The organism is Alteromonas sp. DY56-G5 (genome assembly GCF_041414725.1).
In the GTDB taxonomy this organism is placed as follows: domain Bacteria; phylum Pseudomonadota; class Gammaproteobacteria; order Enterobacterales; family Alteromonadaceae; genus Alteromonas; species Alteromonas macleodii.
The window spans coordinates 70,448-92,364 of sequence record NZ_JANHZQ010000014.1; the positions used below are offsets into that span (position 1 = coordinate 70,448).

Sequence of the window (21,917 nt, forward strand, 5' to 3'; positions counted from 1 at the left end):
ATGGGTTTAAAAGCGTATTTAGAAAAGATCGAACCAAACTTCGAACCAGGTGGTAAGCATGAAAAGTGGTATGCGCTTTACGAAGCTGCGGCGACCATTTTCTACACCCCAGGTAAAGTAAATAAAGCTAACACGCACGTGCGTGACAGCATTGACCTTAAGCGCATCATGATCATGGTATGGATGGCAACATTCCCAGCTATGTTCTTTGGTATGTATAACATTGGTTTCCAAGCGCAAGAAGCTATTGCTGCTGGCGCAGGAACACTACCTGATACGTGGCAAGCAGGCCTATTCGCTGCCCTTGGCGGTGACTTGGCAAATGCGGGTACACTAGGTCTATTCTTCTATGGCGCATGTTTCTGGTTGCCAATCTACGCGGTAACGTTCGCGGTAGGTGGTTTCTGGGAAGTATTATTCGCGTCTGTGCGCAAGCACGAAGTTAACGAAGGTTTCTTCGTTACATCGGTACTGTTCGCACTAACACTTCCAGCTACTATTCCTCTATGGCAAGTTGCACTAGGTATTACCTTCGGTGTTGTAATTGCTAAAGAAGTATTTGGTGGTACAGGTCGTAACTTCCTTAACCCAGCATTGTCTGGTCGTGCATTCCTTTACTTTGCGTATCCTGCACAAATTTCAGGTGACCAAGTATGGGTAGCGGCAGATGGCTATTCTGGTGCAACGTCTCTAAGCCAAGCGGCTTCTGGCAACCTTGATTACGCGAACATGGATCAGTGGATGAACAGCTTCATCGGTACTATCTCAGGTTCAGCGGGTGAGGTGTCTACCCTTGCTATTATTCTTGGTGGCTTGTTCATCATGTACATGCGTATAGCAAGCTGGCGCATTGTTGCTGGTGTAGCAATTGGTGTGGCGTTCTTCGCAACCTTGCTAAACCTAATCGGCAGCGATACGAACCCTATGTTTGCTATGCCTGCTCATTGGCACTTTGTTGTTGGTGGTCTTGCTTTTGGTATGTTCTTTATGGCGACAGACCCAGTTTCTGCGTCGTTCACAAACCAAGGTAAGTGGGCTTACGGTATCTTCATTGGTTTCATGACGGTACTAATCCGCGTCCTAAACCCAGCCTTCCCTGAAGGTGTAATGCTAGCAATTCTATTTGCTAACTTGTGGGCGCCACTGTTCGACTATTTCGTCGCACAAAGCAATATCAAGCGGAGGGTAGCACGTGTCGGCTAAGAAAGAATCTTTAGGCAAAACGGTAGGTATTGTTGTTGCCGTATGTTTAGTTTGTTCAATTGTTGTTTCTGGCGCGGCTGTTGGTCTTCGCTCTTTACAACAAACAAACGCAGCTCTAGATAAAAAGAGCAACATTCTTAATGCTGCAGGCCTTTATGAAATGGGCATGAGCAATAGCGCAATTGAAAGCACGTACAGCGAGCGAGTAGAGCAGCGTTATGTAAATCTTGACGAAGGTACTTTCGTAGAAGCGCCTAAGCCAGATTACGATATGTATAAAGCAGCCAAAGAAACTGAGTACAGCACTAAGGTGACTAACAGTAATGTTGGTTTTCAACGCCGCCCTAACGTGGCAAGTGTTTACTTAGTTCGCGACGACGCAGGTGATGTATCTCGTATCATCCTTCCTGTGCACGGCAGCGGCCTTTGGGATCTTATGTACGGTTTCTTAGCGGTAGACGCAGACGGCCAAACGGTTCGCGAGCTTATTTACTATCAGCAAAAAGAAACGCCAGGACTAGGTGGTGAAGTGCAAAACCCTGCATGGCAGGACAAATGGGATGGCAAAGAGCTTTACGAGAATGGCGAAGTTGCTATTCGCGTAGTGAAAAATGCTAACCCTAGCAATCCTCACACTATCGATGCGCTTTCAGGTGCAACCCTAACCAGCAACGGTGTTGAAAACACTATTCGTTACTGGGTAGGCGAGCAAGGCTTCGGCCAGTTCCTGAAGAACCAAGCATGGCGTTCATAAGGGAAGTCTCATGGCAGATACTAAAGAAATGAAAAAGGCCCTCTTTGGGCCAATCCTGGACAACAACCCGATCGCCCTACAGGTATTGGGTATCTGTTCAGCACTGGCAATTACCACTAAGCTGGAAACAGCATTGGTAATGTCGCTTGCGCTTACAAGCGTTGTAGCGTTCTCAAACTTGTTTATTTCACTAATTCGTAACCAGATCCCATCTAGCGTTCGAATTATTATCCAGATGACTATCATTGCGTCGTTGGTAATCGTTGTTGACCAAATTCTGAAAGCGTATTCGTATGAAATATCGAAGCAGCTGTCGGTATTCGTTGGTCTGATTATTACTAACTGTATCGTAATGGGTCGTGCTGAGGCTTACGCCATGAAGAGCCCACCTCTGATGAGCTTCCTTGATGGTATTGGTAACGGCTTGGGTTACTCTTTCATTCTAATTGTTATTGGTACAATTAAAGAGCTATTTGGTTTCGGTACTATTTTAGGTTTCGAAATCCTTCCACTGGTTCAAAACGGTGGCTGGTATCAGGGTAACGGTTTGTTAATCCTACCATTCAGCTCATTCTTCTTAATCGGCGGTATGATTTGGTTTATCCGTACTATCCGTCCAGAGCAAGTAGAGCCTAAGGAGTAAGTCATGGAACATTATTTGTCGTTATTTGTTCGCTCAATTTTCGTTGAGAACATGGCGTTATCACTTTTCTTAGGTATGTGTACATTCCTAGCGGTATCTAAGAAAGTTAAAACTGCTATGGGTCTTGGTGTTGCAGTTATCGTGGTACTAGGTATCTCTGTACCCGTTAACCAAGTTATTTATGTAAACATTCTTGCTCCAGGCGCACTAGCATGGGCAGGTTTCCCAGAAGCTGACCTAAGCTTCCTTAACTTCCTAACGTTTATCGGTGTTATCGCGGCGTTGGTACAGATTCTAGAGATGAGCTTAGACAAGTTCTTCCCTGCGCTTTACAACGCACTAGGTATCTTCCTTCCGCTAATTACCGTTAACTGTGCAATCTTCGGTGGTGTGGCGTTTGCGGTACAGCGTGAATACAACTTCACTGAAAGCATCGTTTACGGCGTTGGTAGTGGTATGGGCTGGGCACTAGCAATTGTATTGCTAGCGGCAGTACGTGAAAAGCTGAAGTATGCTGATATGCCTGATGGTGTTCGTGGTCTTGGTTCTGTATTCATGATCGCGGGCCTAATGGCACTTGGCTTCCAGTCATTCACTGGTATTCAGCTGTAATAGAGCTCGGGAGCATATAAATGAATAACGTAGAAATATTTCTTGGCGTCGGCATGTTTATTGCCATCGTATTGGCGCTAGTATTTATCATTATGTTTGCCAAGTCTAAATTGGTACCAAGTGGTGATGTAACTATCACTATCAATGGTGACCCAGACAAGGCAATCAAAACTGCACCGGGTGGCAAACTACTTGGTGCACTAGCTGACGCAGGTTACTTCGTATCGTCTGCGTGTGGTGGCGGTGGCTCATGTGGCCAGTGTCGTGTAGATGTACACTCAGGTGGTGGTGAAATCCTTCCAACTGAACTAGACCACATCACTAAAGGTGAAGCGCGCGAAGGCTGCCGTCTTTCATGTCAGGTTGCTATTAAGCAAGACATGGAAATCGAGCTAGAAGAGTCGGTATTTGGTGTTAAGAAGTGGGATTGTGAAGTTATCTCTAACGATAACAAAGCAACCTTCATCAAAGAACTGAAGCTTAAAATTCCTAACGGTGAAAGCGTACCTTTCCGTGCAGGTGGCTACATTCAGATTGAAGCGCCGGCTCACCACGTTAAGTACAAAGAGTTCGATATTCCTGAAGAATACCGCGGTGACTGGGAGCGTTTTGGCTTCTTCGACATCGAGTCTAAAGTCGACGAAGAAACTATTCGTGCGTACTCAATGGCGAACTACCCAGAAGAAGAAGGCATTATTATGTTGAACGTGCGTATCGCTACGCCGCCACCTAATAACCTAAGCCTACCTGCGGGTAAAATGTCATCGTATATTTGGAGCCTGAAAGAAGGTGACAAAGCGACTATCTCTGGTCCATTCGGTGAATTCTTCGCGAAAGAAACTGAAAACGAAATGGTATTCGTAGGTGGTGGTGCAGGTATGGCCCCAATGCGTTCTCACATCTTCGATCAGCTTCGTCGCCTTAAGTCTAAGCGTAAGATGAGCTTCTGGTACGGTGCACGTTCACTTCGTGAAATGTTCTATACAGAAGACTTCGACGAGCTAGCAGCAGAAAACGATAACTTTGAGTGGCATGTAGCACTTTCTGATCCTCAGCCAGAGGACAACTGGGAAGGTTACACTGGGTTTATCCACCAAGTACTTCTTGAGAACTACTTGAAAGATCACCCTGCACCAGAAGACTGTGAGTTCTACATGTGTGGACCACCTATGATGAACGCGGCCGTAATCAACATGCTTAAAGATTTAGGTGTTGAGGACGAAAACATCATGCTAGATGACTTCGGTGGCTAGGCGTTTAATTTAAGAACTACTCGCTTAAAAGTTATTAAGCATATTAAAAGGGGCGTAAGCCCCTTTTTCGTTGAAGCAAAACGCAGAATGCACATAATAGCGATTGAATAATGTGCATATTAGCTAAGGACAACATCGTGATTCGATTTGCTATTCGAATTTTCCTCGCCTTTGTTGCGGTAGGTATTCTACTTCTCGCAAGCTGTAGCGACGAAAAAACGCCTGTAGTACACCTGCAAGGGCAGACAATGGGCACAACCTACAACGTTAAGTACCTTGTAGCGGAGACACCGGTAGAAGGCTTACAAGCTGAAATAGATGCCCGTCTTGTTGAGGTTAACAAGATGATGTCTACTTACGACCCAACGTCAGAACTATCAAGGTTCAATCAATATCGCTACACCGACAATTTCGCCGTATCACCAGATACGCTAACCGTAGTTAATGAGGCATTACGCTTGGCTAACCTTAGTGGAGGAGTACTTGATGTTACCGTTGGCCCATTGGTTAATTTATGGGGGTTTGGACCAACTAAGCGCCCTGAAAAAGTACCAAGCCAGACAGACATCGACGATATTCGCGAATATGTGGGTTATAAGAAGCTGTCAACCACGCCTACAGGCTTAAAGAAAAGTCACCCAATGCTTTATGTCGACCTGTCGACTATTGCAAAAGGCTTTGGCGTTGATGAAGTGGCGGAGATCCTTGAAAACCACAACATTGAAAACTACCTTGTAGAAATAGGTGGTGAAATGCGCGTGAAAGGTGAACGAGGCGACGGCAGTGAGTGGCTGATTGCCATTGAAAAGCCAGTTACCACTGAACGTGCTGTTCAAAAAGTTGTCTCAATAGGAGAAAACGCGGTTGCTACATCAGGTGACTATCGCAACTATTACGAAGAAGACGGCGTTCGTTATTCGCATCTAATCGACCCCACAACGGGCAAACCTATCTCACATAACCTGGTTTCGGTTACGGTAATTCATCCTTCTTCAATGACGTCTGATGGTTTGGCTACGGCGTTTAATGTAATGGGATGGGAACAAGCGATAGCGGTTGCTGAGCAAGAACAACTCGCTGTATTCCTCATTCGTCGCACAGAAGACGGATTTGAAGAGTATGCATCGCCAGAATTTGATAAACTGGTCACAGTTCATAATTAGGGGGTAGCAATGTCTACATTCATTCTTGCTTTTGGTTTCTTTCTAACAATGGTACTGGCTATGGCCGTAGGTTACCTTTTTCAGAAAAAATCAATCTCTGGAAGCTGTGGTGGCTTAGGTGCACTAGGTATTGAAAAAGCCTGTGACTGTCCAGAACCGTGTGACCGTAAAAAGTCGCGCATGGAAAAAGAAGAAGCCCGCCAGAAAAAACTAAACGAGTGGAAGCAGAACCAAATTTTGTAATGCTTAACCCATCGTTGGTTTAAGGTTTAAAAGCGCTGTTTGATACTAATCGACAGCGCTTTTTTGTTCTGTGAGTATATCTATCTAGCTCGTTAACGTTGAGTTCTATTGAAGTTGCCGAACGATATCCATTGATTGATGAAGAACCCTAATTATTCTGATACCGTATTTGAACTTTCTAAAAACGATCATATGTTTATTCACATAGCTAGAAAAACACCCCCATTTAATATCATTTCTCGGTATAGCTAACGCCGAGTTGGCATCGTTTGCAAGCTCGATAAATCTTGACTCAAGGTCATCTAAATAATTATTGCGTTGCTCCTTGCCCCAGTACTCTTCGGTATAAACACCGATCTCATATAGATCATTGGCAGCAGCTTTTGAAACGCGGAATTTAGTCACTATCTACTATCTAGCCGTTTCTTAAGAGAGTCCATTGAAAAATTAATGTCGTCTTCACTTTGTTCTCCTTCTTCAATCAAGAGCCTCAGCGCATTTAACTTTGACGATGCGTCTTGTTCCTGAAGCAGTCTCAATGCAGCGCGAATTACCTCGCTTTGATTGTTATAATTGCCTGAACTTACCATCGCTTCGATAAATTCGCTCATACTTCTACTTGGTTGAAATGTAATTGTTCTAGCCATATGACAAACCCTGTAAGTAAATTACTTACAATATAGCCGGATCGTCTCACACTCGCAATTACGCCTAAGTAAAAGTAAGCGTTATTAATGGGCTTATTTGTATTAATTCCTGTTCAACATTGCCTTGAATCATGCGTGTGAGGCATCAATCTTATCAAGAATCGACAACGACATAGTGTAATTAAACGCTATTGATAATATACTGTCTTTTTGTACAGTTTCGTGTGAGCACGTTAAGCTCAAAGGCAGGTAATGCGAAAAATTATCCACGTCGACATGGATTGTTTTTACGCCGCAGTTGAAATGCGCGACAACCCAGCCTTGCGCGATATTCCCATTGCGATAGGCGGCAGTGCCGACCGTCGAGGGGTTATTTCTACCTGTAACTATCCCGCCCGTAAATTTGGTGTGCGCTCAGCTATGGCTACAGCGTATGCTTTAAAGCTATGCCCAAACTTGACCCTCGTAAAAGGGCGCATGGATGTGTACGCTGCCGAGTCGCAAAAAATACGTAAGATATTTGCTGATTATACCGACCTCATTGAGCCTTTATCATTAGATGAAGCCTACCTAGACGTGACTAATAGTGAATTTTGCGGTGGCAGCGCCACGTTAATTGCTGAAGAAATACGCGAGCGCATTAAAAATGAACTTGGGCTTACAGCTTCAGCAGGTGTTGCGCCTTGTAAGTTTGTGGCTAAAGTGGCGAGCGATGAAAATAAGCCCGATGGAATTTGTGTTATTACTCCTGATAAGCTCGATGAGTTTGTACGCGAAATGCCACTAAAGAAAATACCGGGCGTAGGCAAAGTCACCATGCAAAAGCTTCAGCGTATGGGGCTTAATACCTGCGACGATGTTCGCCAATACCCTTTTGAGCGCATTCAAAAAGAGCTGGGTAAATTTGGCAGTGTGCTGTGGGAGCGTGCTCACGGTATTGATGAGCGTGAACTATCGGTATCTCGTGAGCGAAAGTCTATCGGCGTAGAGCGCACGCTAAGCGAAGACATTCATACCTTCGAGCAATGCATAGATTTTTTGCCGCATTTATTTGAAAAGCTTCAAGAGCGAATGGAAAATCACAAGAAGCGTACTGGTAAGCCGGTACGTATTCGCACGCAGGGCGTTAAGCTTAAGTTTAACGACTTCCAACTAACTACGGTAGAGCACCGCTGTGCCACGCTTGATGAAGCGTATTTTCGCACGTTAATGCAGGAAGCCTTCGAACGAGCAACAGGGCGGGGTATTCGTCTTGTTGGCGTTCATATAGGTCTTGCTGCCGATCAATCAACACAGCAATTGCTGTTACCTTTTGAACCGATTTAGCCGATAAGCTCACTTGTTAAGTACTAACATGCAGTAGCCTCAATCTAACCACTTGTTATACTTAACGCACTGATACTATGCGATAGACTGACGGTTTTGTATTACCCGATTAAAGGCCAATCCCACAGAGTTTAGTTTCTAAGGCCATTTAATCTTTGGCAAATGAAAGCGGTTGGCTAACCCTTACTATTTTTTTCCACTTTAATGAAGGACGTTATGGACTCGAAAGAACTTAAAACCCCAGGTCGCTACAAGCATTACAAAGGTAATTTATACGATGTATACGAAGTGGCGACGCATTCAGAAGATGAAAGTAAGCTAGTGGTATACCGCCCATGCTACGGCGAAAAAGCGCTTTGGGTTCGTCCCCTAAATATGTTTGTTGAGTCGGTTGAAAAAGACGGAGAAACACTCCCCCGTTTTGCTTATGTTGGTAATATTCCTGATGATGAAAAAATGATCTAATTGTGAAATTAGGTCATAGTGTAAGAGGTCTTTAATAAACAGGCTTCTTACAAGGAAATAATAATGAAAACTGCACCTCGTTTTAGCGCACACATTTTGGCTGCGTTTATTGCTGCGAGCCCTTTGGTTTATTCAACGATTAATCCCGCAAATGCACAAGATAGATTTGCCGATGTCGAAGTTAAAGCGACAGCGATAAAAGGCTCTGTGCACATGCTTACAGGTGCAGGTGGAAATATCGGCGTATCTGCTGGGGAAGACGGTGTTTTGATCATCGACGATCAATTTGCGCCGCTTGCAGAAAAGATAGCGGCCCAGCTTGGTGAGCTCGGGAGTGACAAGCCAAAGTATGTGATAAACACACATTATCACGGCGACCACACAGGCTCTAATGCGTTTTTCCACAGCCACAAAGGTGCGACCATTCTGGCGCACGAAAATGTGCGTGTTCGTCTAGCTAACGATGAAAAGATAAAACCGGAAGCGCTGCCAACTATCACCTATGAAGACGGCATAAAAATTTACTTCAATGGTGAAACCCTTCACGTCATGCACTTAGCGGTAGGCCACACCGACGGCGATAGCGTAGTGTGGTTCGAGCAACCCAACGTTATGCACACCGGCGACTTGTTCTTTAATGGTCGCTTTCCCTACATCGACCAAGGTGCTGGCGGTAATGTGGAAGGCTATATGGACTCAGTAAAACAGCTGCTTGCTAAAATAGACGATGAAACCGTTATTATTCCTGGCCACGGCGACATCAGTAACAAGCAAGAATACAGCGCATTTTTAGCTATGATCTCTGAAACGTTCAGCTACGTTAAGGCACTTAAGCAAGACGGCAAAACCCTCGATGAAGTTAAAGCGATGGGCTTAGACGATAAGTGGGCCGACTGGAGCTGGAATTTCATCAATGAAGAGAAGTGGATAACTACACTCTATACTGACGCCTAAATAGTATTGGTTACACTTTAATATCGAGCGAGTGTGCAGGGGAGTTTTCTTTACGACCCTGCAATTTCGTTAAAATGGCACTATCACTGGGTTTTTGAGGACTAATTTCAAAGGCAATAGGTTAGGAAACGCAGGTTTGCGAGCACCAAGTCTAGGGGCGAAAGCTGCCAAACGTCTACTAAGCGGTTTCTCGTATTTTAAGCTCAAAGGGTAGAACTTGGCTCGCTTGTTCAACGTCTTCGCCCTCTATTAGCGATATCAATGATTCAGCTGCCATTTCTGCCATCTTACGGCGCGGGACTGATACGGTTGTTAGGGCAGGGTAAATTGAGCGCGCAAAACTCAAGTCGTTGAAACCGCAGATATCGATATCCTTACCAGGCTTGATACCTCGTCTATTACATTCCATCACCGCGCCAGCAGCAAGCTCGTCACTCACAAAAAATAGCGCATCAGTATCCGGCCATTTATGCAGTGTTTCTGAAAGAAGCTCAGCACCAGCTTGAAATGTGGCGTCGGCTCTAGAGGAAACATATCGCTCGGCGGACAACTCAGCATTGTCCAGTGCGGTTGCCCAGCCCTGCTTTCTCAATATTGCACGCCAATCTAAATACAATGAGCAAAAAGCAATGTTGCGGCGCCCTTTGTCGATAAGATGCTGGGTCATAGACTGGGCTGCTAATTCGTTATTTACCCCGTAGTTAATATCAAAAGGCTCACTAGAAATATCCATAATTTCGGCCACAGGCGTCCCTGTGGCTAGCAGCATTTTTCTCGTTTCTTCAGTGTGGCGCGTGGAAGTAAGAATGAATCCACTCACGTTTTGTTGAATGTAAGATTCGACAGTACGCTCCTCGCCAAGCTCGGTATAGGTCGAGTCGCCAATCATCAGTGCATAATTGGCTTTGTCGGCAACGGCCTTTACGCCTAACATCACATCGTTAAACACATTGTTTCCAAAAGACGGAAGCAATAACGCGATGGTTCTATTATTGTCTGAGCATAATGACTGGGCGGCGCGGTTCGGAATATAGTTTAGCTCTCGCGCTGCATTTTTGATCTTAAGGGCGAGTGATTTAGAAATGCCACTAGAATTATTAAGCGCACGAGATACGGTAGTTTTGTGAACCCCCAAATGATTGGCTACGTCTGATATTTTTGTGCGTGACTTTTTTACCTTACTCATTCTTCGATCTTTTTATATGCTGCTAGGTCCGCTAATCCGCGCGGAAGTGAGTGTTAATGTCGTGATGTTTAATTCGATATCAAAGGGTGTATAAAGTCTTCCGCCTGCTGAGAAACACACTCGAAAGTTTGTGTAACATCAATAATGAATGCGTTGTCTTTAGAAGGCAGCTCTAAGGCTGCAAACTGGCTTTCGAGCATAGCATCACCGTTAAAAAAATGCTCCCGTTGTTTTAATCGCGCACTAAGCACAGACTGTGACGCATGAAGGTAAATAAAGTGGCAGTGAGGCGCGATATCTTTGGTTAGCACGTCACGATAGGCTGAGCGCAGCGCTGAACAGCTTATAACCACGTTCCGGCCGGCGTGAATGTGTTGCTTGGCAATCATGTTTAACGTAATTAACCACTCCCATCTGTCTGCATCCTGCAGTGGTATACCTGAAGACATTTTCTCTACGTTTGCCTCGCTATGGTAACGATCTCCTTCTTCGAAAGGCATGTCAAAACGTTGGGCTAAATGCTGGCTCAATGTCGATTTTCCCGTCCCTGAAACTCCCGAAACGAAAAATACATGGCAATGGGTCATAAGCTTATCTCTCACATTAAAATTCAGGAGTACATCAAGAGCGAGTTATTTGGTCTCCATCTTACTCATAAATATTAGTTTGGAAACCGGTTGCGTTCAAGGGGTGATTATAATAGTGTTACCAGATAGCTATCTTGTATTAATAAATATTTAACATTGGCTGGGTTTTTCAACTTAGCTTGTAAAGGTAGCGGGTGATTTCCGTATTATGGCTTCGTCAACATGAAGACAATGTCACTAACAGGTACCAGAGAGCACGTATGACCGATACTTTTTCCCTTCTTTTTGTCGCCATTTGTAGCATTGTACTTCTCACATATTTAGTTGTAGTTAGAAAAGTTCATGCTTTTATCGCTATCCTTGTGGCAGCAGCGTTTGTTGGCCTGGGTACGGGAATGCAAGCGGCCGACGTACTGGCTTCCATGCAGTCAGGCATGGGCAACACGCTGGGATTTGTAGCGACCATTGTTGGCCTTGGTGCTATGTTCGGGCAATTCTTAGAAGAATCCGGCGGCATTGATAGGCTTTCGCAAACTATCAACAATAAATTTGGTGATAAGAATAGTCAGTGGGCGGTTGTGTTAACGGGGTTTCTTGTTGCTATACCTGTCTTCTTTGAAGTGGGGCTTATCATATTAATGCCTCTTATTTATTCGTTAGCAAAGAAATCAGGAAAGTCGCTTATTTATTATGGAATCCCGCTCACAGCAGGACTCGCTGTCACTCACGCTTTTATTCCTCCAACACCAGGACCTGTAGCGGTAGCTTCAATTTTAGGGGCGGATATCGGCTTAGTCATTTTGTTCGGCTTTATCGTTGGTATTCCTTGCGCCTGTTTAGCTGGCCCAATTTACGCAACATTTTTAGCGAAACGCCTGCACGTACCTGTCCCAAACCATATCATTGAAGCTTCACATAAAAAGCCAAAGGAACTCCCCAGCTTTGGTTCAGTTGCGGCGCTACTGACATTTCCGCTAGTGGCTATTCTGGTGGGTACGTTGGCAAAGTTTATGCTTTCCGAAGGTGTCTTGAAGGAGGCGTTGCTATTTATTGGGCATCCCTTTATCGCCCTGACCATTGCAACCATTGCTTGTTTTAAAGTGCTAGGGAAGAAGCAAGGCTTATCAAGCGAACAAATTAGAAACATTGCATCAAGAGGGTTAGAACCGGTTGCCCTAGTCATACTGGTGACAGGCGCGGGTGGCATGTTTAAACAAGTGCTCATCGATTCTGGGGCGGGGCAGGCCTTCGCCGATGTTGTCGCATTATCGCCGCTCCCACCGTTGGCAGCCGGGTTTCTTATTGCAATTTCAGTCAGAATTATTCAAGGCTCGGCAACGGTTGCCATGTTAACAGCTGCTGGTTTAATGGGCCCTGTAGTGCAGGAACTGGCGTTTTCACCATCAGTACTCGCCCTGATGACAATTGCTATAGCGGCAGGCGCTACGGCCATGTCTCACGTGAACGATACGGGGTTTTGGATCGTAAACCGTTATTTTGATATTTCTGTGAAAGACACGTTTGTGTCTTGGACGTGTATGGCCACCCTAATAGGTTTTATTGGGCTTTTTCTCGTACTAATGCTTGGTTTATTTGTCTAATGTCCCAAGCGGCTCAGACCCACTTGGATCGTTTTTGTGGAAACCGGTTTCAAGTTTTTGCAGCTCAAATGGCTTTAAGATTCACCATTTGAGGCATTATTACTAAACGTCTGTATATAAAGCTGCTCTACTTTATCTCGCGCCCATTGGGTTTTTCTAAGAAACTTAAGTGACGATTTAATCGAAGGATCGTTATTAAAGCAGTTCACTTTGATGCGGTAATACAATCCATCCCATCCGTAACGCTCGTGAAGTTGCGTGACGATTTTCTCTAGCGTTAAGCCATGTAAGGGATTATTAGGTTGTTGATTCATAAAGTGCCGCTGCTTGTTCTAGATTAAGACCCTATTCTAGCACGAACCCACTTGCTGCGTATCAATGCGCTAGGCTTTACTTTCAATTGTTTCACCCGTAGGTATTTGTTTTGTGTTCGGTATCAAAGGTTGGCTAGCATCGTTCACTTTCGTCGATGGACTTCGCACTACTCTAGGCTTTCGCGGTGTTTTATAAAGCGGCCAAATAAGCTGTTCTTTCCAGTTGGCGTAAAACATCCCCTCAATACCGTATTGCGCAGGATACTGCCTGGTGATCTTAGCGGTACCAAATAGCACATCCCAGAAGAACAACAGATTTCCATAATTACCTTTGTAGTTGGTCACGCCGTCATCGGCTTTTAATCCATGATGCGCACTATGTGTAGAAGGCGTTGATATCGTGCGCTCAATTACCCAGGCTACAGGATGTAACCACCGAATACTGTACAGTGTTTTGTCCCATTTCCACTCTGCGTGGGCGCCGGTGATAACGGTAAGTTTAACCACCAAGTAAAAGGCATAGGTCCAACCCAATCCTAGGTAGATTAGCGCGCCGGAAAACCATAGCGAAGGCATAAACAGGTAATAGAAAAAGTTATTTCTGTAAATAATGCGAACGCTCATGTACTTAGCGTTATGGTGGGCTCTATGTAAGTTGTAAAGAAATCGGGTGGAATGTGAGAGCCTATGCCACCAATATTGCATCATGTCATCGAAAATCAAAAGTAGCGCTATGTACAAGAGAATAGGGGAATCTACAAGTATTCCCTGATATTGGGGAAATGCTAGTGCCATCATTGTTGCAGAACAAAATAGAACCAGTGGCTGGGTTACAATAAATAAGAGTAACGTGCCTATCAGCTCTACTTTTCCATCATCGCTTACTTCTGTCGCTTTTTTAAATAGCTTACCATTCTTCGCTTCCAGCAAAGCAAACATGATAAAAACCGCTAAAATTGCCCATTGATAACCCATTGTAATGACTCCCACCAAGAGATTGTTGAGAGTGAATTTACATTGCGTTAACATGCAAAAATATATACTTGTATAGATTTGAATGTCATGTCTTACATTCACGGCAAGCAGCAAACCATTATGCCTGACGACTACGTCGAGCTTTGTTTGCCTTTTGGAACGCTAAGAACCTATGCGGCTACCTCGACAATTCACGATAGGGGAAGTAAAAACAAAGGGCTGTCTGTTGTGGTATCAGGAGAAGTAAAGATTGGTAATTATGGCCTGGACGGCAGTTATCAAATTACTACTGTATTGCAACGAGGAGATACGTTTGGCGAGTTCACATTGTATGCATCACTTGCAAGAACGCATCACGCTGAAGCGCTAACGGAATGTAAGGTATTACAAATACCTGAACCTGCTTTTCGTTCTCTGACAAGCCAACATCCAGCGATTGCTGAATTCATCACCCGGTCACTGGCAATAAAGCTTCACTCGGCGCTGGAAAGGTTGGATGATATTCGACGCTTACCCACTCACGTCCAGTTAGCTAAGCTAATTTATCAATCGTATCTTACCTCTAAGCACGTCTTTATACCGTTAAGGCAAAGCGATTATGCTGAAAGATTGGGTGTTACCGTACTTACCGCACATAAATCATTAACGAAGCTGTATGATTTAAAGTTGATTGAAAAGCGCTACGGGGGCGTGGCAATTACCCAGGTCGAGCGACTGGAAGGTTTTTTGAAAGAAAGTTCGTCACTATTACCATTGTAAGAGCGGTTAATGCGCTCCACATGCGAGAGCGCCAAAAGACCCTCCCTCAAATTTATTCCACGCCCATGGCAACTCATGCATCAAGTATTACGCTGGCTTTAGCCCGCCTAAAATAATGTGCTGAATGTTGCTTAGCGTGCTCTCGAAGAAAGCGGGATCGCTTAAATCTTTACCGGTTACGGCTTTGATCTGCACGCTGAAATCGGCGTAATGCTGAGTAATGGCCCAAATGCTGAATATCAAGTGTATAGGGTCAATAGGCTTTAGCTTACCCGCTTCAATCCATTCGATAATGACGGCGCTTTTCGCGTCCAGCAGTGTTTTGAGCGGCGTTTCTAATTCCTTTATTAAAAGAGGGGCACCTTGTACCACCTCCATACAAAAAAGCTTAGATTCAGCTGGATTGTCCCTCGACATTTCAAGTTTTACTTTAATGTAGTCGTTCAGGGTTTCTATAGGGTCTTGTTCTGCTGAAAAGCTCTGAAGGGGCGTTAACCACACATCTAAAAGGTGGGTAATAACCGATAAGTACAAACCCTCTTTACTTTTAAAGTAATACAGTAAATTACTTTTTGAGACATTCGCTAGTTCCGATACTTGCTCTACAGTGGTGCCACTCACGCCGTTCTTTGAGAACAAGGAAAGGGCAGCATCCATAATGCGAGTACGCTTTTCTAATAACGCTTTTTCTCTTCGCTTTTGCGTGGTCGGGCTAAATGCTCTCGCTGATTTCGTAATTGTTTGACCTTCAGATTTACTCACTACTTGTCTCTTCTTTACCGGAATTTCCGTGATCAGGCGCTTAGTTTACGTGGAGTTCTCGTCGCTATAAACCCATTTGCACAAATATGCACCAATTAAGTTCAATTGCACTGGACTTGGTGTTCCAAATTGAACCAATAAGTCCAATTTGGGTTGTCGAATTTTGTAAGTAACTGAAATTTATAGATTAAATAAATTGGCCTGCTTTATGCTGTTCACTAAGTATACCGCCACTTCAATGTTTTGAATTCGGCAACCTTAAAAAAAGCGGGATAAACCGCTTAAAACGCATACAAGCAGAGGTACAACATGGATATAGGTGTATTTATTCCGATTGGGAACAACGGCTGGCTAATTTCGAAAAATTCGCCTCAGTTCAAACCTTCCTTCGATCTCAACAAAGAGATTGTAATGAAGGCTGAAAAGTACGATATGGATTTTGCGCTCTCTATGATCAAACTGCGAGGGTTTGGCGGTGAAACCGAATTTTGGGACTACAACTTAGAGTCGTTTACGTTAATGGCAGGCCTTGCTGCTGTTACCTCAAAAATTCAACTATATGCCACGGCTGCCACACTAGTCTTGCCGCCTGCAATCATGGCGCGCATGGCCAGTACCATCGACTCTATCTCCAACGGACGTTTTGGCGTAAACCTAGTCACTGGCTGGCAACGCCCTGAATACTCGCAAATGGGTATGTGGCCGGGCGATGAATTTTTCGGTAACCGCTATGAGTATTTGGATGAATACATTCAGGTAGTCAAAGAATTATGGGAAACCGGAAAAAGCGATTTTAAAGGCGAGCATTTCCAAATGGATGATTGCCGAATGTTGCCCAAGCCACAGCGAAAAATTCCACTTATCTGTGCCGGTCAAAGCGCAGCAGGCATGGATTTCTCTGCCCGTCATGCCGACTATAATTTCTGCTTTGGTAAAGGCGTAAATACACCTACCGCTTTTGCACCAACCGCAGCGCGCTTAACTGAAGCGGCTGAAAAACACGGTCGCAGCGTAGGTTCAGCGGTACTTATCATGGTTATTGCCGATGAGACGGATGAAGCCGCCATGGCGAAATGGGAAAGCTATAAAGACGGCAAAGATCAGTCAGCGTTGGATTGGATGGCAACGCAAGGAGCTGCTGATAAGAAATCGGGTAAAGACACGAATATCCGCGATATGACCAACCCAACCTCAGCAGTAAACCTGAACATGGGGACGCTGGTGGGTTCCTATGAGTCGGTGGCCTCTATGCTTGATGAAATAGCCACAGTGCCGGGCTGTGAAGGTGTATTGCTGACCTTCGATGACTTCCTTAAAGGCATGGATGATTTCGGCACTAAAATTCAGCCGCTAATGAAATCCCGTCAGCATTTGCTTAGCACATCGGGAGCCGCCTAATGTCAGCAGGTGAAATATTTGAGGTCTCAGGGTGCTTTCAAGCGCGCCAGACGGGGCAGCCCGTACTGCCAGCTAAGCCTGAACCGTTGACGTTAAACCCTGCGGAAACTGCCGTTATTGTGGTGGATTTGCAAAACGCTTATGCCAGTAAAAACGGCTACTTAGACAAAGCGGGTTTTGATGTGTCCACTACGGCGCCAGTCATTCAAAATACCATTAAAGTGCTTGAAACAGCGCGGGCTGCAGGCATGCCTGTGGTGTTCTTACAAAATGGATGGGATGCCGACTACAAGGAGGCCGGCGGCCCTGGTTCGCCGAACTGGTATAAGTCTAATGCCCTTAAAACCATGCGCAAACAACCAGAGCTTAAGGGAAGTTTGCTGGCCAAAGGTACTTGGGATTACGCGCTTGTCGATGCGCTAAAGCCTCAAGATGGCGACATCATTATTCCTAAAACCCGTTACAGCGGTTTTTACAATACTAATTTAGACAGCATGCTGCGCGCACGCGGTATTCGCAACTTAGTGTTTACAGGCATTGCAACCAATGTCTGTGTGGAATCTACGCTGCGCGATGGCTTCCACCTGGAATATTTTGGTGTGGTGCTGGCCGATGCGGCATATCAAGCTGGCCCGCCAGACATTCACGAGGCCTCACTTTTCAACATTCAGACGTTTTTCGGGTGGGTGTCTACCACCGCGCAGTTCTGTGAAGTATTTGAAGGGACGAGTTAGGTGCTTTCTTCTTAGCATCTACTAGCCACGCAGACAAAAACAACACGATAAATCAGTTAGCACGAATTGAAGTAAATCATTTATAGGCGCTAGGCAGCAATGCATAGAAAGCGCAACGACAAGGATAAGAACATGCCAAAGAAAGCCATTATTCCAGCAGGTACATCAACGCCAATAGCTCCTTTTGTTCCAGGCTCTATGGCTGACAATATTCTGTATGTGTCAGGTACCTTACCGTTTGACGAAAACAACGACGTAGTCCATGTGGGTGACGCCGAAGCACAAACGCGCCACGTTCTAGAAACCATTAAAAGTGTCATCGAAGAAGCGGGCGGCACTATGGATGACGTCACCTTCAACTCAATTTTTATTACCGATTGGGATGACTACGCCGCGGTAAACAAGGTGTACGCCGAATACTTTCCAGGTGAAAAGCCAGCGCGCTACTGCATTAAGGTTGGGCTGGTAAAGCCTGAAGCCTTAATTGAAATTGCGTCTGTAGCACACATTGGGTAGGCGATTATGTTTGGACTTCCCGCGAACTGCGCCCACTGGTTTTATATAGGTGAGCTTTATGCATTCTGATGTGCAGGCAAGCTACGCCCACATTAGCGGCGAAATGCGTAACAAGTTACATTACGAAATACACGGTCTGACGTCGCCCGACGCCCCCACGATTGTGTTTAGTTCGGGGCTAGGCGGGGCAGCTAAATTTTGGCAGCCGCAACTGGGCGACTTTGCCCAAGACTACAGAGTGATCACTTACGACCATTATGGCACCAACAAAAGTGTGGGAGACTTGCCAGCGAATTACAGCATTTCACATATGGCGGATGAACTCGCTGCACTTCTTAGAAAACTTGAAGTGCAAGCGTGCCATTTCGTCGGTCACGCGCTGGGTGGTTTGGTGGGGCTTGAGCTTGCTTTGTCTAAACCTAAGCTTTTACAAAGTTTAGTGCTGGTAAACGCATGGAGCAGTGCAAACCCACACACATTGCGCTGCTTTAATATACGCAAAGCGTTACTGGCGGCAGGCAGAAAGGACATGTATTTGCAACTTCAGGCGCTGCTGCTGTTTCCGCCTGATTGGATAGCCGCGAATGCCGCTCACTTGGCAGAGGAAGAGGCGCACTTACTCAACCATTTCCCTAACGAGGAAAACCTGCTCGCCCGCATTGGTGCCCTTAGTACGTTCAATATTGATAAGAGTTTGCACGCCATCACCACACCAACGTTAGCGCTTGCCAACAAAGACGACACCTTGGTGCCGTGGCAGCGTTCACAGATGCTGGCTGAAGCTATGCCCAACGCCGAATTGTCGGTCATGGAATACGGCGGGCATGCATCAAGCATTACAAACACAATTGCGTTTAATGAACTGCTGCGCAGCTATTTAGGGCAAGTGGCCTAACGTGAACATGACACTGCATCAGGCTATGAGGTGTTTCTTAGCTGATGAGGCGTATGCATTGTAAACAAGCTGCAAAGCTACAGCCTCAATGACGTAATGGCTAAAAAGCGCTAAGCGCAAAAACCGAGAGCATAGCGTAGCGCTTAAAAGATTTGATAAAACTGGAATGAATTTAAAATGACTGATACACAAAATACAGAGTTTAAAACAACTAGCCCGCTTGACGACGCTGGACTAGCCCAACTCTTTACCGATGCGCATACCCACACCAAATGGCTCGACAAACCTATTTCAGAAGCCGTGTTGAAACAGCTGTACGATTTAGTAAAAGTAGGTTCAACATCGGCAAATTGCAGCCCAGCGCGATTTGTTTTCATTACCTCAGATGAAGGGAGAGAAAAGCTCAAACCTTGCCTTTCAAGCGGTAATGTTGAGCAAACCATGACCGCACCCTGTACGGTTATAGTGGCCTACGATGAAGAGTTCTACGAAGAGCTTCCTACCTTATTCCCTTATGCAGATGCGAAAAGCTGGTTTACTTCAAGCCCAGAGGCGGCCTATGAGACCGCCATGCGCAATAGCTCTATGCAAGGGGCTTACTTAATAAGCGCCGTTCGCGCCCTAGGCCTTGACGCTGGCGCCATGTCTGGTTTCAACCCCACATTACTTAACGAAACTTTCTTTTCAGATAGCACGTGGAAGGTAAATTTTTTACTGAACATTGGCTACGGCGATAAAGAAAAAGTACATAAACGCTTACCTCGCTTAAGTTTCGAGCAAGCCTGCCACATCGTGTAACGCCAATTTAAAGGATATTTGTATGACTATTACAGCAATAAAAAACGCAGTAACAGAAGTGCTACCCGCGGTAACTCCCGAAGCTTATCGAGAAGGTATGTCGAGTTTAGCGGCAGCGGTAAACGTCGTTACAACCACTGGCCCAGAAGGGCATGCAGGCTTTACGGCGACCGCCGTATGTAGCGTAAGCGATAACCCTGCAACGCTGCTGGTTTGTTTAAATCGCGGTGCGTCTGTACATCAGGTTTTTAAAAACAGCACGCATTTGGTTATCAACACCCTTACTTCACAGCATCAGTTAATTTCAAACACATTTGGTGGCAAAGCGCCCATGAACGAACGCTTTGAAATTGGTGATTGGGTTGAATCGACGACCGGCTGCCCAAGACTTGCCGATGCTGCAGTCAGCTTCGATTGCATTATTACAGACGTTAAAAGTGTGGCCACTCACGACGTTATTTTTTGCCAGGTGGTGGATATCAAGCAAGACCCAGAAGCCGACGCCCTTTTATATTATCAGCGCGGCTATCACAGCGCATGTAAAGACGCATAACTAAAGGATTAGACAAATAATGAAAGTAGTAGGCCACTTTATTAACGGTGAAACCTGTACCCCAAAGGGGCGCATGCAAGATGTTTATAACCCTGCAACGGGGGAAGCAGAGAAGCTGGTTTTACTGGCGTCAAAAGCGACGGTAAACGACGCTATCGTCAGCGCGCAAAATGCGTTTGTTGAGTGGCGCAATACGCCAGTGAGTAAGCGCGCTCGCGTTATGTTCAAATTTAAAAGCTTACTAGAAGAACATGCCGATGAAATTATTGCGTTAATTGGTGCGGAGCACGGCAAGATAAGCCACGACGCGGCAGGCGAATTACAGCGCGGTATCGAAAATGTTGAGTTTGCCTGCGGTGCACCCCAGTTGTTAAAGGGCGAGCACAGTAAAAATGTTGGGCCAAGTATAGATTCATGGAGCGAGTTTCAGCCTCTTGGCGTAGTGGCGGGAATTACACCATTTAACTTTCCGGCCATGGTGCCCCTTTGGATGTTTCCGCTTGCCATTGTATGCGGCAACACCTTTGTTTTAAAACCCTCTGAGCGAGATCCAAGCTGCGCTATTTTCCTAGCAAAGCTACTTAAAGAAGCAGGGCTACCCGACGGCGTTTTTAACGTTATAAATGGCGACAAAGAAGCGGTTGATCAAATACTAGATGACGAGCGCATTAAAGCAGTGAGTTTTGTGGGTTCAACGCCCATCGCCGAATACATCTATTCGAAAGCCAATGCTAATGGCAAGCGCTGCCAAGCATTAGGTGGCGCTAAAAACCACGCTATTGTGATGCCCGATGCCGACATCGACAACGCAGTAAATCAGCTTTTAGGTGCTGCTTTTGGCTCGTCAGGCGAGCGCTGCATGGCGTTATCGGTCGTGGTTGCCGTAGGTGACAAAGTGGCAGATGAAATTGTAGATAAAATGCAAGCAGCCATGGAAAGTTTAAAAGTAGGGTCTTTTGACGATGCGACTAACGATTTCGGCCCACTGATTACGCTACAGCACAAAGAGAAAGTCGAAGGTTACATCACCAGTGCGGCTGAGCAAGGGGCTGATGTAGTCGTTGATGGCAGAGACCCTAGCGTAAAAGGCTACGAAACGGGGTTCTTCTTAGGTGCAACACTTATCGACAAGGTTACGCCGGAAATGGCCAGCTACAAAGCTGAGATTTTTGGCCCTGTACTACAAGTTATGCGCGTTAAAAGCATGGAACAAGCCATGCAGCTCATTGACAACCATGAATACGGCAATGGTACGTGCATTTTCACCCGAGATGGCGAGGCTGCCCGCTACTTCTCAGACAATATCCAAGTGGGCATGGTAGGCATAAACGTACCGCTGCCAGTGCCTGTGTCTTATCACAGCTTTGGTGGTTGGAAGCGCTCACTCTTTGGTGACCTTCACGCATACGGCCCGGATGGCGTACGCTTTTACACCAAACGCAAAACCATTACTCAACGTTGGCCTTCAAGCGGCATTCGGGAAGGAGTGAGCTTTTCATTTCCAAGTTAATGTCATGGCGTATTGACCTTGATTAACCATAAATGACCATAAGAACTTTGCCCACGCACGGTAACT

Annotated in this window: 26 protein-coding genes; 19 read left to right on the forward strand and 7 right to left on the reverse strand. The window is 45.5% G+C overall.

What is annotated here, in order from left to right:
* The 7 genes from NO989_RS09300 to nqrM all read left to right on the forward strand — a co-directional run bounded on the left by NO989_RS09300 (position 1) and on the right by nqrM (position 5,871).
* On the forward strand, positions 1-1,203 hold the full coding sequence (locus NO989_RS09300; RefSeq protein WP_014950797.1) for an NADH:ubiquinone reductase (Na(+)-transporting) subunit B: 1,203 nt from the start codon (positions 1-3) through the stop codon (positions 1,201-1,203).
* Positions 1,193-1,957, forward strand: a complete 765-nt coding sequence (locus tag NO989_RS09305) for a Na(+)-translocating NADH-quinone reductase subunit C (protein WP_014977464.1) — start codon at positions 1,193-1,195, stop codon at positions 1,955-1,957. Before NO989_RS09300 ends, NO989_RS09305 begins: the two co-directional genes overlap by 11 nt.
* A 10-nt stretch (positions 1,958-1,967) precedes the next feature.
* Positions 1,968-2,600 (forward strand): NADH:ubiquinone reductase (Na(+)-transporting) subunit D, encoded by a 633-nt coding sequence (locus tag NO989_RS09310; RefSeq protein ID WP_014950795.1) that lies wholly within the window; start codon positions 1,968-1,970, stop codon positions 2,598-2,600.
* A 3-nt stretch (positions 2,601-2,603) separates the two neighbouring features.
* Positions 2,604-3,212 carry an NADH:ubiquinone reductase (Na(+)-transporting) subunit E gene (nqrE, locus tag NO989_RS09315; protein WP_014950794.1) on the forward strand — a complete coding sequence of 203 codons (609 nt, stop codon included), beginning with the start codon at positions 2,604-2,606 and terminating at the stop codon, positions 3,210-3,212.
* 20 nt (positions 3,213-3,232) lie between these two features.
* A complete protein-coding gene (gene nqrF / locus NO989_RS09320; RefSeq protein ID WP_014950793.1) occupies positions 3,233-4,465 on the forward strand; it encodes an NADH:ubiquinone reductase (Na(+)-transporting) subunit F in 1,233 nt (410 codons plus the stop codon).
* Positions 4,466-4,602: 137 nt separating this feature from the next.
* Positions 4,603-5,628 carry an FAD:protein FMN transferase gene (locus NO989_RS09325; RefSeq protein ID WP_014950792.1) on the forward strand — a complete coding sequence of 342 codons (1,026 nt, stop codon included), beginning with the start codon at positions 4,603-4,605 and terminating at the stop codon, positions 5,626-5,628.
* 9 nt (positions 5,629-5,637) lie between these two features.
* Positions 5,638-5,871 carry a (Na+)-NQR maturation NqrM gene (nqrM, locus tag NO989_RS09330; RefSeq protein ID WP_014950791.1) on the forward strand — a complete coding sequence of 78 codons (234 nt, stop codon included), beginning with the start codon at positions 5,638-5,640 and terminating at the stop codon, positions 5,869-5,871.
* 105 nt (positions 5,872-5,976) lie between these two features.
* On the opposite strand, the gene NO989_RS09335 is transcribed toward nqrM, so the two are convergent.
* Together NO989_RS09335 and NO989_RS09340 are read right to left on the reverse strand one after the other, a co-directional pair.
* A complete protein-coding gene (locus NO989_RS09335) occupies positions 5,977-6,276 on the reverse strand; it encodes a type II toxin-antitoxin system RelE/ParE family toxin (protein ID WP_014977463.1) in 300 nt (99 codons plus the stop codon).
* On the reverse strand, positions 6,276-6,518 hold the full coding sequence (locus NO989_RS09340; protein WP_044583775.1) for a type II toxin-antitoxin system ParD family antitoxin: 243 nt from the start codon (positions 6,516-6,518) through the stop codon (positions 6,276-6,278). The genes NO989_RS09335 and NO989_RS09340 overlap by 1 nt, the downstream gene beginning before the upstream one ends.
* 252 nt (positions 6,519-6,770) lie before the next feature.
* On the opposite strand from NO989_RS09340, the gene dinB reads away from it, so the two are divergent.
* From dinB to NO989_RS09355, 3 genes are all read left to right on the forward strand, one after another.
* Positions 6,771-7,844, forward strand: coding sequence for a DNA polymerase IV (gene dinB, locus NO989_RS09345; RefSeq protein ID WP_014977461.1), 1,074 nt, complete (start codon positions 6,771-6,773; stop codon positions 7,842-7,844).
* 216 nt (positions 7,845-8,060) lie between these two features.
* Positions 8,061-8,309, forward strand: coding sequence for a DUF1653 domain-containing protein (locus NO989_RS09350; protein ID WP_014977460.1), 249 nt, complete (start codon positions 8,061-8,063; stop codon positions 8,307-8,309).
* A gap of 63 nt (positions 8,310-8,372) precedes the next feature.
* Positions 8,373-9,263 carry an MBL fold metallo-hydrolase gene (locus NO989_RS09355; protein WP_014950788.1) on the forward strand — a complete coding sequence of 297 codons (891 nt, stop codon included), beginning with the start codon at positions 8,373-8,375 and terminating at the stop codon, positions 9,261-9,263.
* A 178-nt stretch (positions 9,264-9,441) separates the two neighbouring features.
* Here the strand turns inward: NO989_RS09355 and NO989_RS09360 are convergent, their stop codons facing one another.
* Both NO989_RS09360 and NO989_RS09365 read right to left on the reverse strand, forming a co-directional pair.
* Entirely contained in the window at positions 9,442-10,449 is a 1,008-nt protein-coding gene (locus NO989_RS09360) for a LacI family DNA-binding transcriptional regulator (RefSeq protein ID WP_014950787.1), read from the reverse strand.
* Between the two features lie 68 nt (positions 10,450-10,517).
* Positions 10,518-11,036 carry a gluconokinase gene (locus NO989_RS09365; RefSeq protein WP_044583774.1) on the reverse strand — a complete coding sequence of 173 codons (519 nt, stop codon included), beginning with the start codon at positions 11,034-11,036 and terminating at the stop codon, positions 10,518-10,520.
* A 260-nt stretch (positions 11,037-11,296) separates the two neighbouring features.
* Between NO989_RS09365 and NO989_RS09370 the strand changes: the two genes are divergently transcribed.
* Complete coding sequence (locus NO989_RS09370; RefSeq protein ID WP_014977458.1) at positions 11,297-12,637, forward strand: GntP family permease; 1,341 nt, start codon at positions 11,297-11,299, stop codon at positions 12,635-12,637.
* A 74-nt stretch (positions 12,638-12,711) separates the two neighbouring features.
* Here the strand turns inward: NO989_RS09370 and NO989_RS09375 are convergent, their stop codons facing one another.
* Together NO989_RS09375 and NO989_RS09380 are read right to left on the reverse strand one after the other, a co-directional pair.
* Positions 12,712-12,951, reverse strand: a complete 240-nt coding sequence (locus NO989_RS09375; RefSeq protein WP_014950784.1) for a VF530 family DNA-binding protein — start codon at positions 12,949-12,951, stop codon at positions 12,712-12,714.
* A 69-nt stretch (positions 12,952-13,020) separates the two neighbouring features.
* Positions 13,021-13,926, reverse strand: a complete 906-nt coding sequence (locus NO989_RS09380) for a sterol desaturase family protein (RefSeq protein WP_014977457.1) — start codon at positions 13,924-13,926, stop codon at positions 13,021-13,023.
* Between the two features lie 87 nt (positions 13,927-14,013).
* Here NO989_RS09380 and NO989_RS09385 point away from each other — a divergent pair, with 87 nt between their 5' ends.
* The gene (locus NO989_RS09385) at positions 14,014-14,685 is read left to right on the forward strand and encodes a Crp/Fnr family transcriptional regulator (protein ID WP_014977456.1); all 672 of its coding nucleotides are present in this window, start codon (positions 14,014-14,016) and stop codon (positions 14,683-14,685) included.
* A gap of 87 nt (positions 14,686-14,772) precedes the next feature.
* Here NO989_RS09385 and rutR read toward each other — a convergent pair whose 3' ends face one another.
* Entirely contained in the window at positions 14,773-15,447 is a 675-nt protein-coding gene (gene rutR, locus NO989_RS09390) for an HTH-type transcriptional regulator RutR (protein WP_014977455.1), read from the reverse strand.
* A gap of 309 nt (positions 15,448-15,756) precedes the next feature.
* Here rutR and rutA point away from each other — a divergent pair, with 309 nt between their 5' ends.
* The 7 genes from rutA to NO989_RS09425 all read left to right on the forward strand — a co-directional run bounded on the left by rutA (position 15,757) and on the right by NO989_RS09425 (position 21,851).
* Entirely contained in the window at positions 15,757-16,845 is a 1,089-nt protein-coding gene (gene rutA, locus NO989_RS09395; protein ID WP_014950780.1) for a pyrimidine utilization protein A, read from the forward strand.
* Complete coding sequence (rutB, locus tag NO989_RS09400) at positions 16,845-17,579, forward strand: pyrimidine utilization protein B (protein ID WP_014977454.1); 735 nt, start codon at positions 16,845-16,847, stop codon at positions 17,577-17,579. The genes rutA and rutB overlap by 1 nt, the downstream gene beginning before the upstream one ends.
* Before the next feature lie 132 nt (positions 17,580-17,711).
* On the forward strand, positions 17,712-18,095 hold the full coding sequence (gene rutC / locus NO989_RS09405; RefSeq protein ID WP_014950778.1) for a pyrimidine utilization protein C: 384 nt from the start codon (positions 17,712-17,714) through the stop codon (positions 18,093-18,095).
* A 58-nt stretch (positions 18,096-18,153) separates the two neighbouring features.
* Entirely contained in the window at positions 18,154-18,990 is an 837-nt protein-coding gene (gene rutD, locus NO989_RS09410) for a pyrimidine utilization protein D (RefSeq protein ID WP_014977453.1), read from the forward strand.
* A gap of 177 nt (positions 18,991-19,167) precedes the next feature.
* Positions 19,168-19,788 carry a malonic semialdehyde reductase gene (locus tag NO989_RS09415; RefSeq protein ID WP_014977452.1) on the forward strand — a complete coding sequence of 207 codons (621 nt, stop codon included), beginning with the start codon at positions 19,168-19,170 and terminating at the stop codon, positions 19,786-19,788.
* Positions 19,789-19,810: 22 nt separating this feature from the next.
* A complete protein-coding gene (locus tag NO989_RS09420) occupies positions 19,811-20,341 on the forward strand; it encodes a flavin reductase (protein WP_014977451.1) in 531 nt (176 codons plus the stop codon).
* Between the two features lie 19 nt (positions 20,342-20,360).
* Positions 20,361-21,851 (forward strand): CoA-acylating methylmalonate-semialdehyde dehydrogenase, encoded by a 1,491-nt coding sequence (locus NO989_RS09425; RefSeq protein WP_371342429.1) that lies wholly within the window; start codon positions 20,361-20,363, stop codon positions 21,849-21,851.
* Positions 21,852-21,917 lie beyond the last annotated feature (66 nt).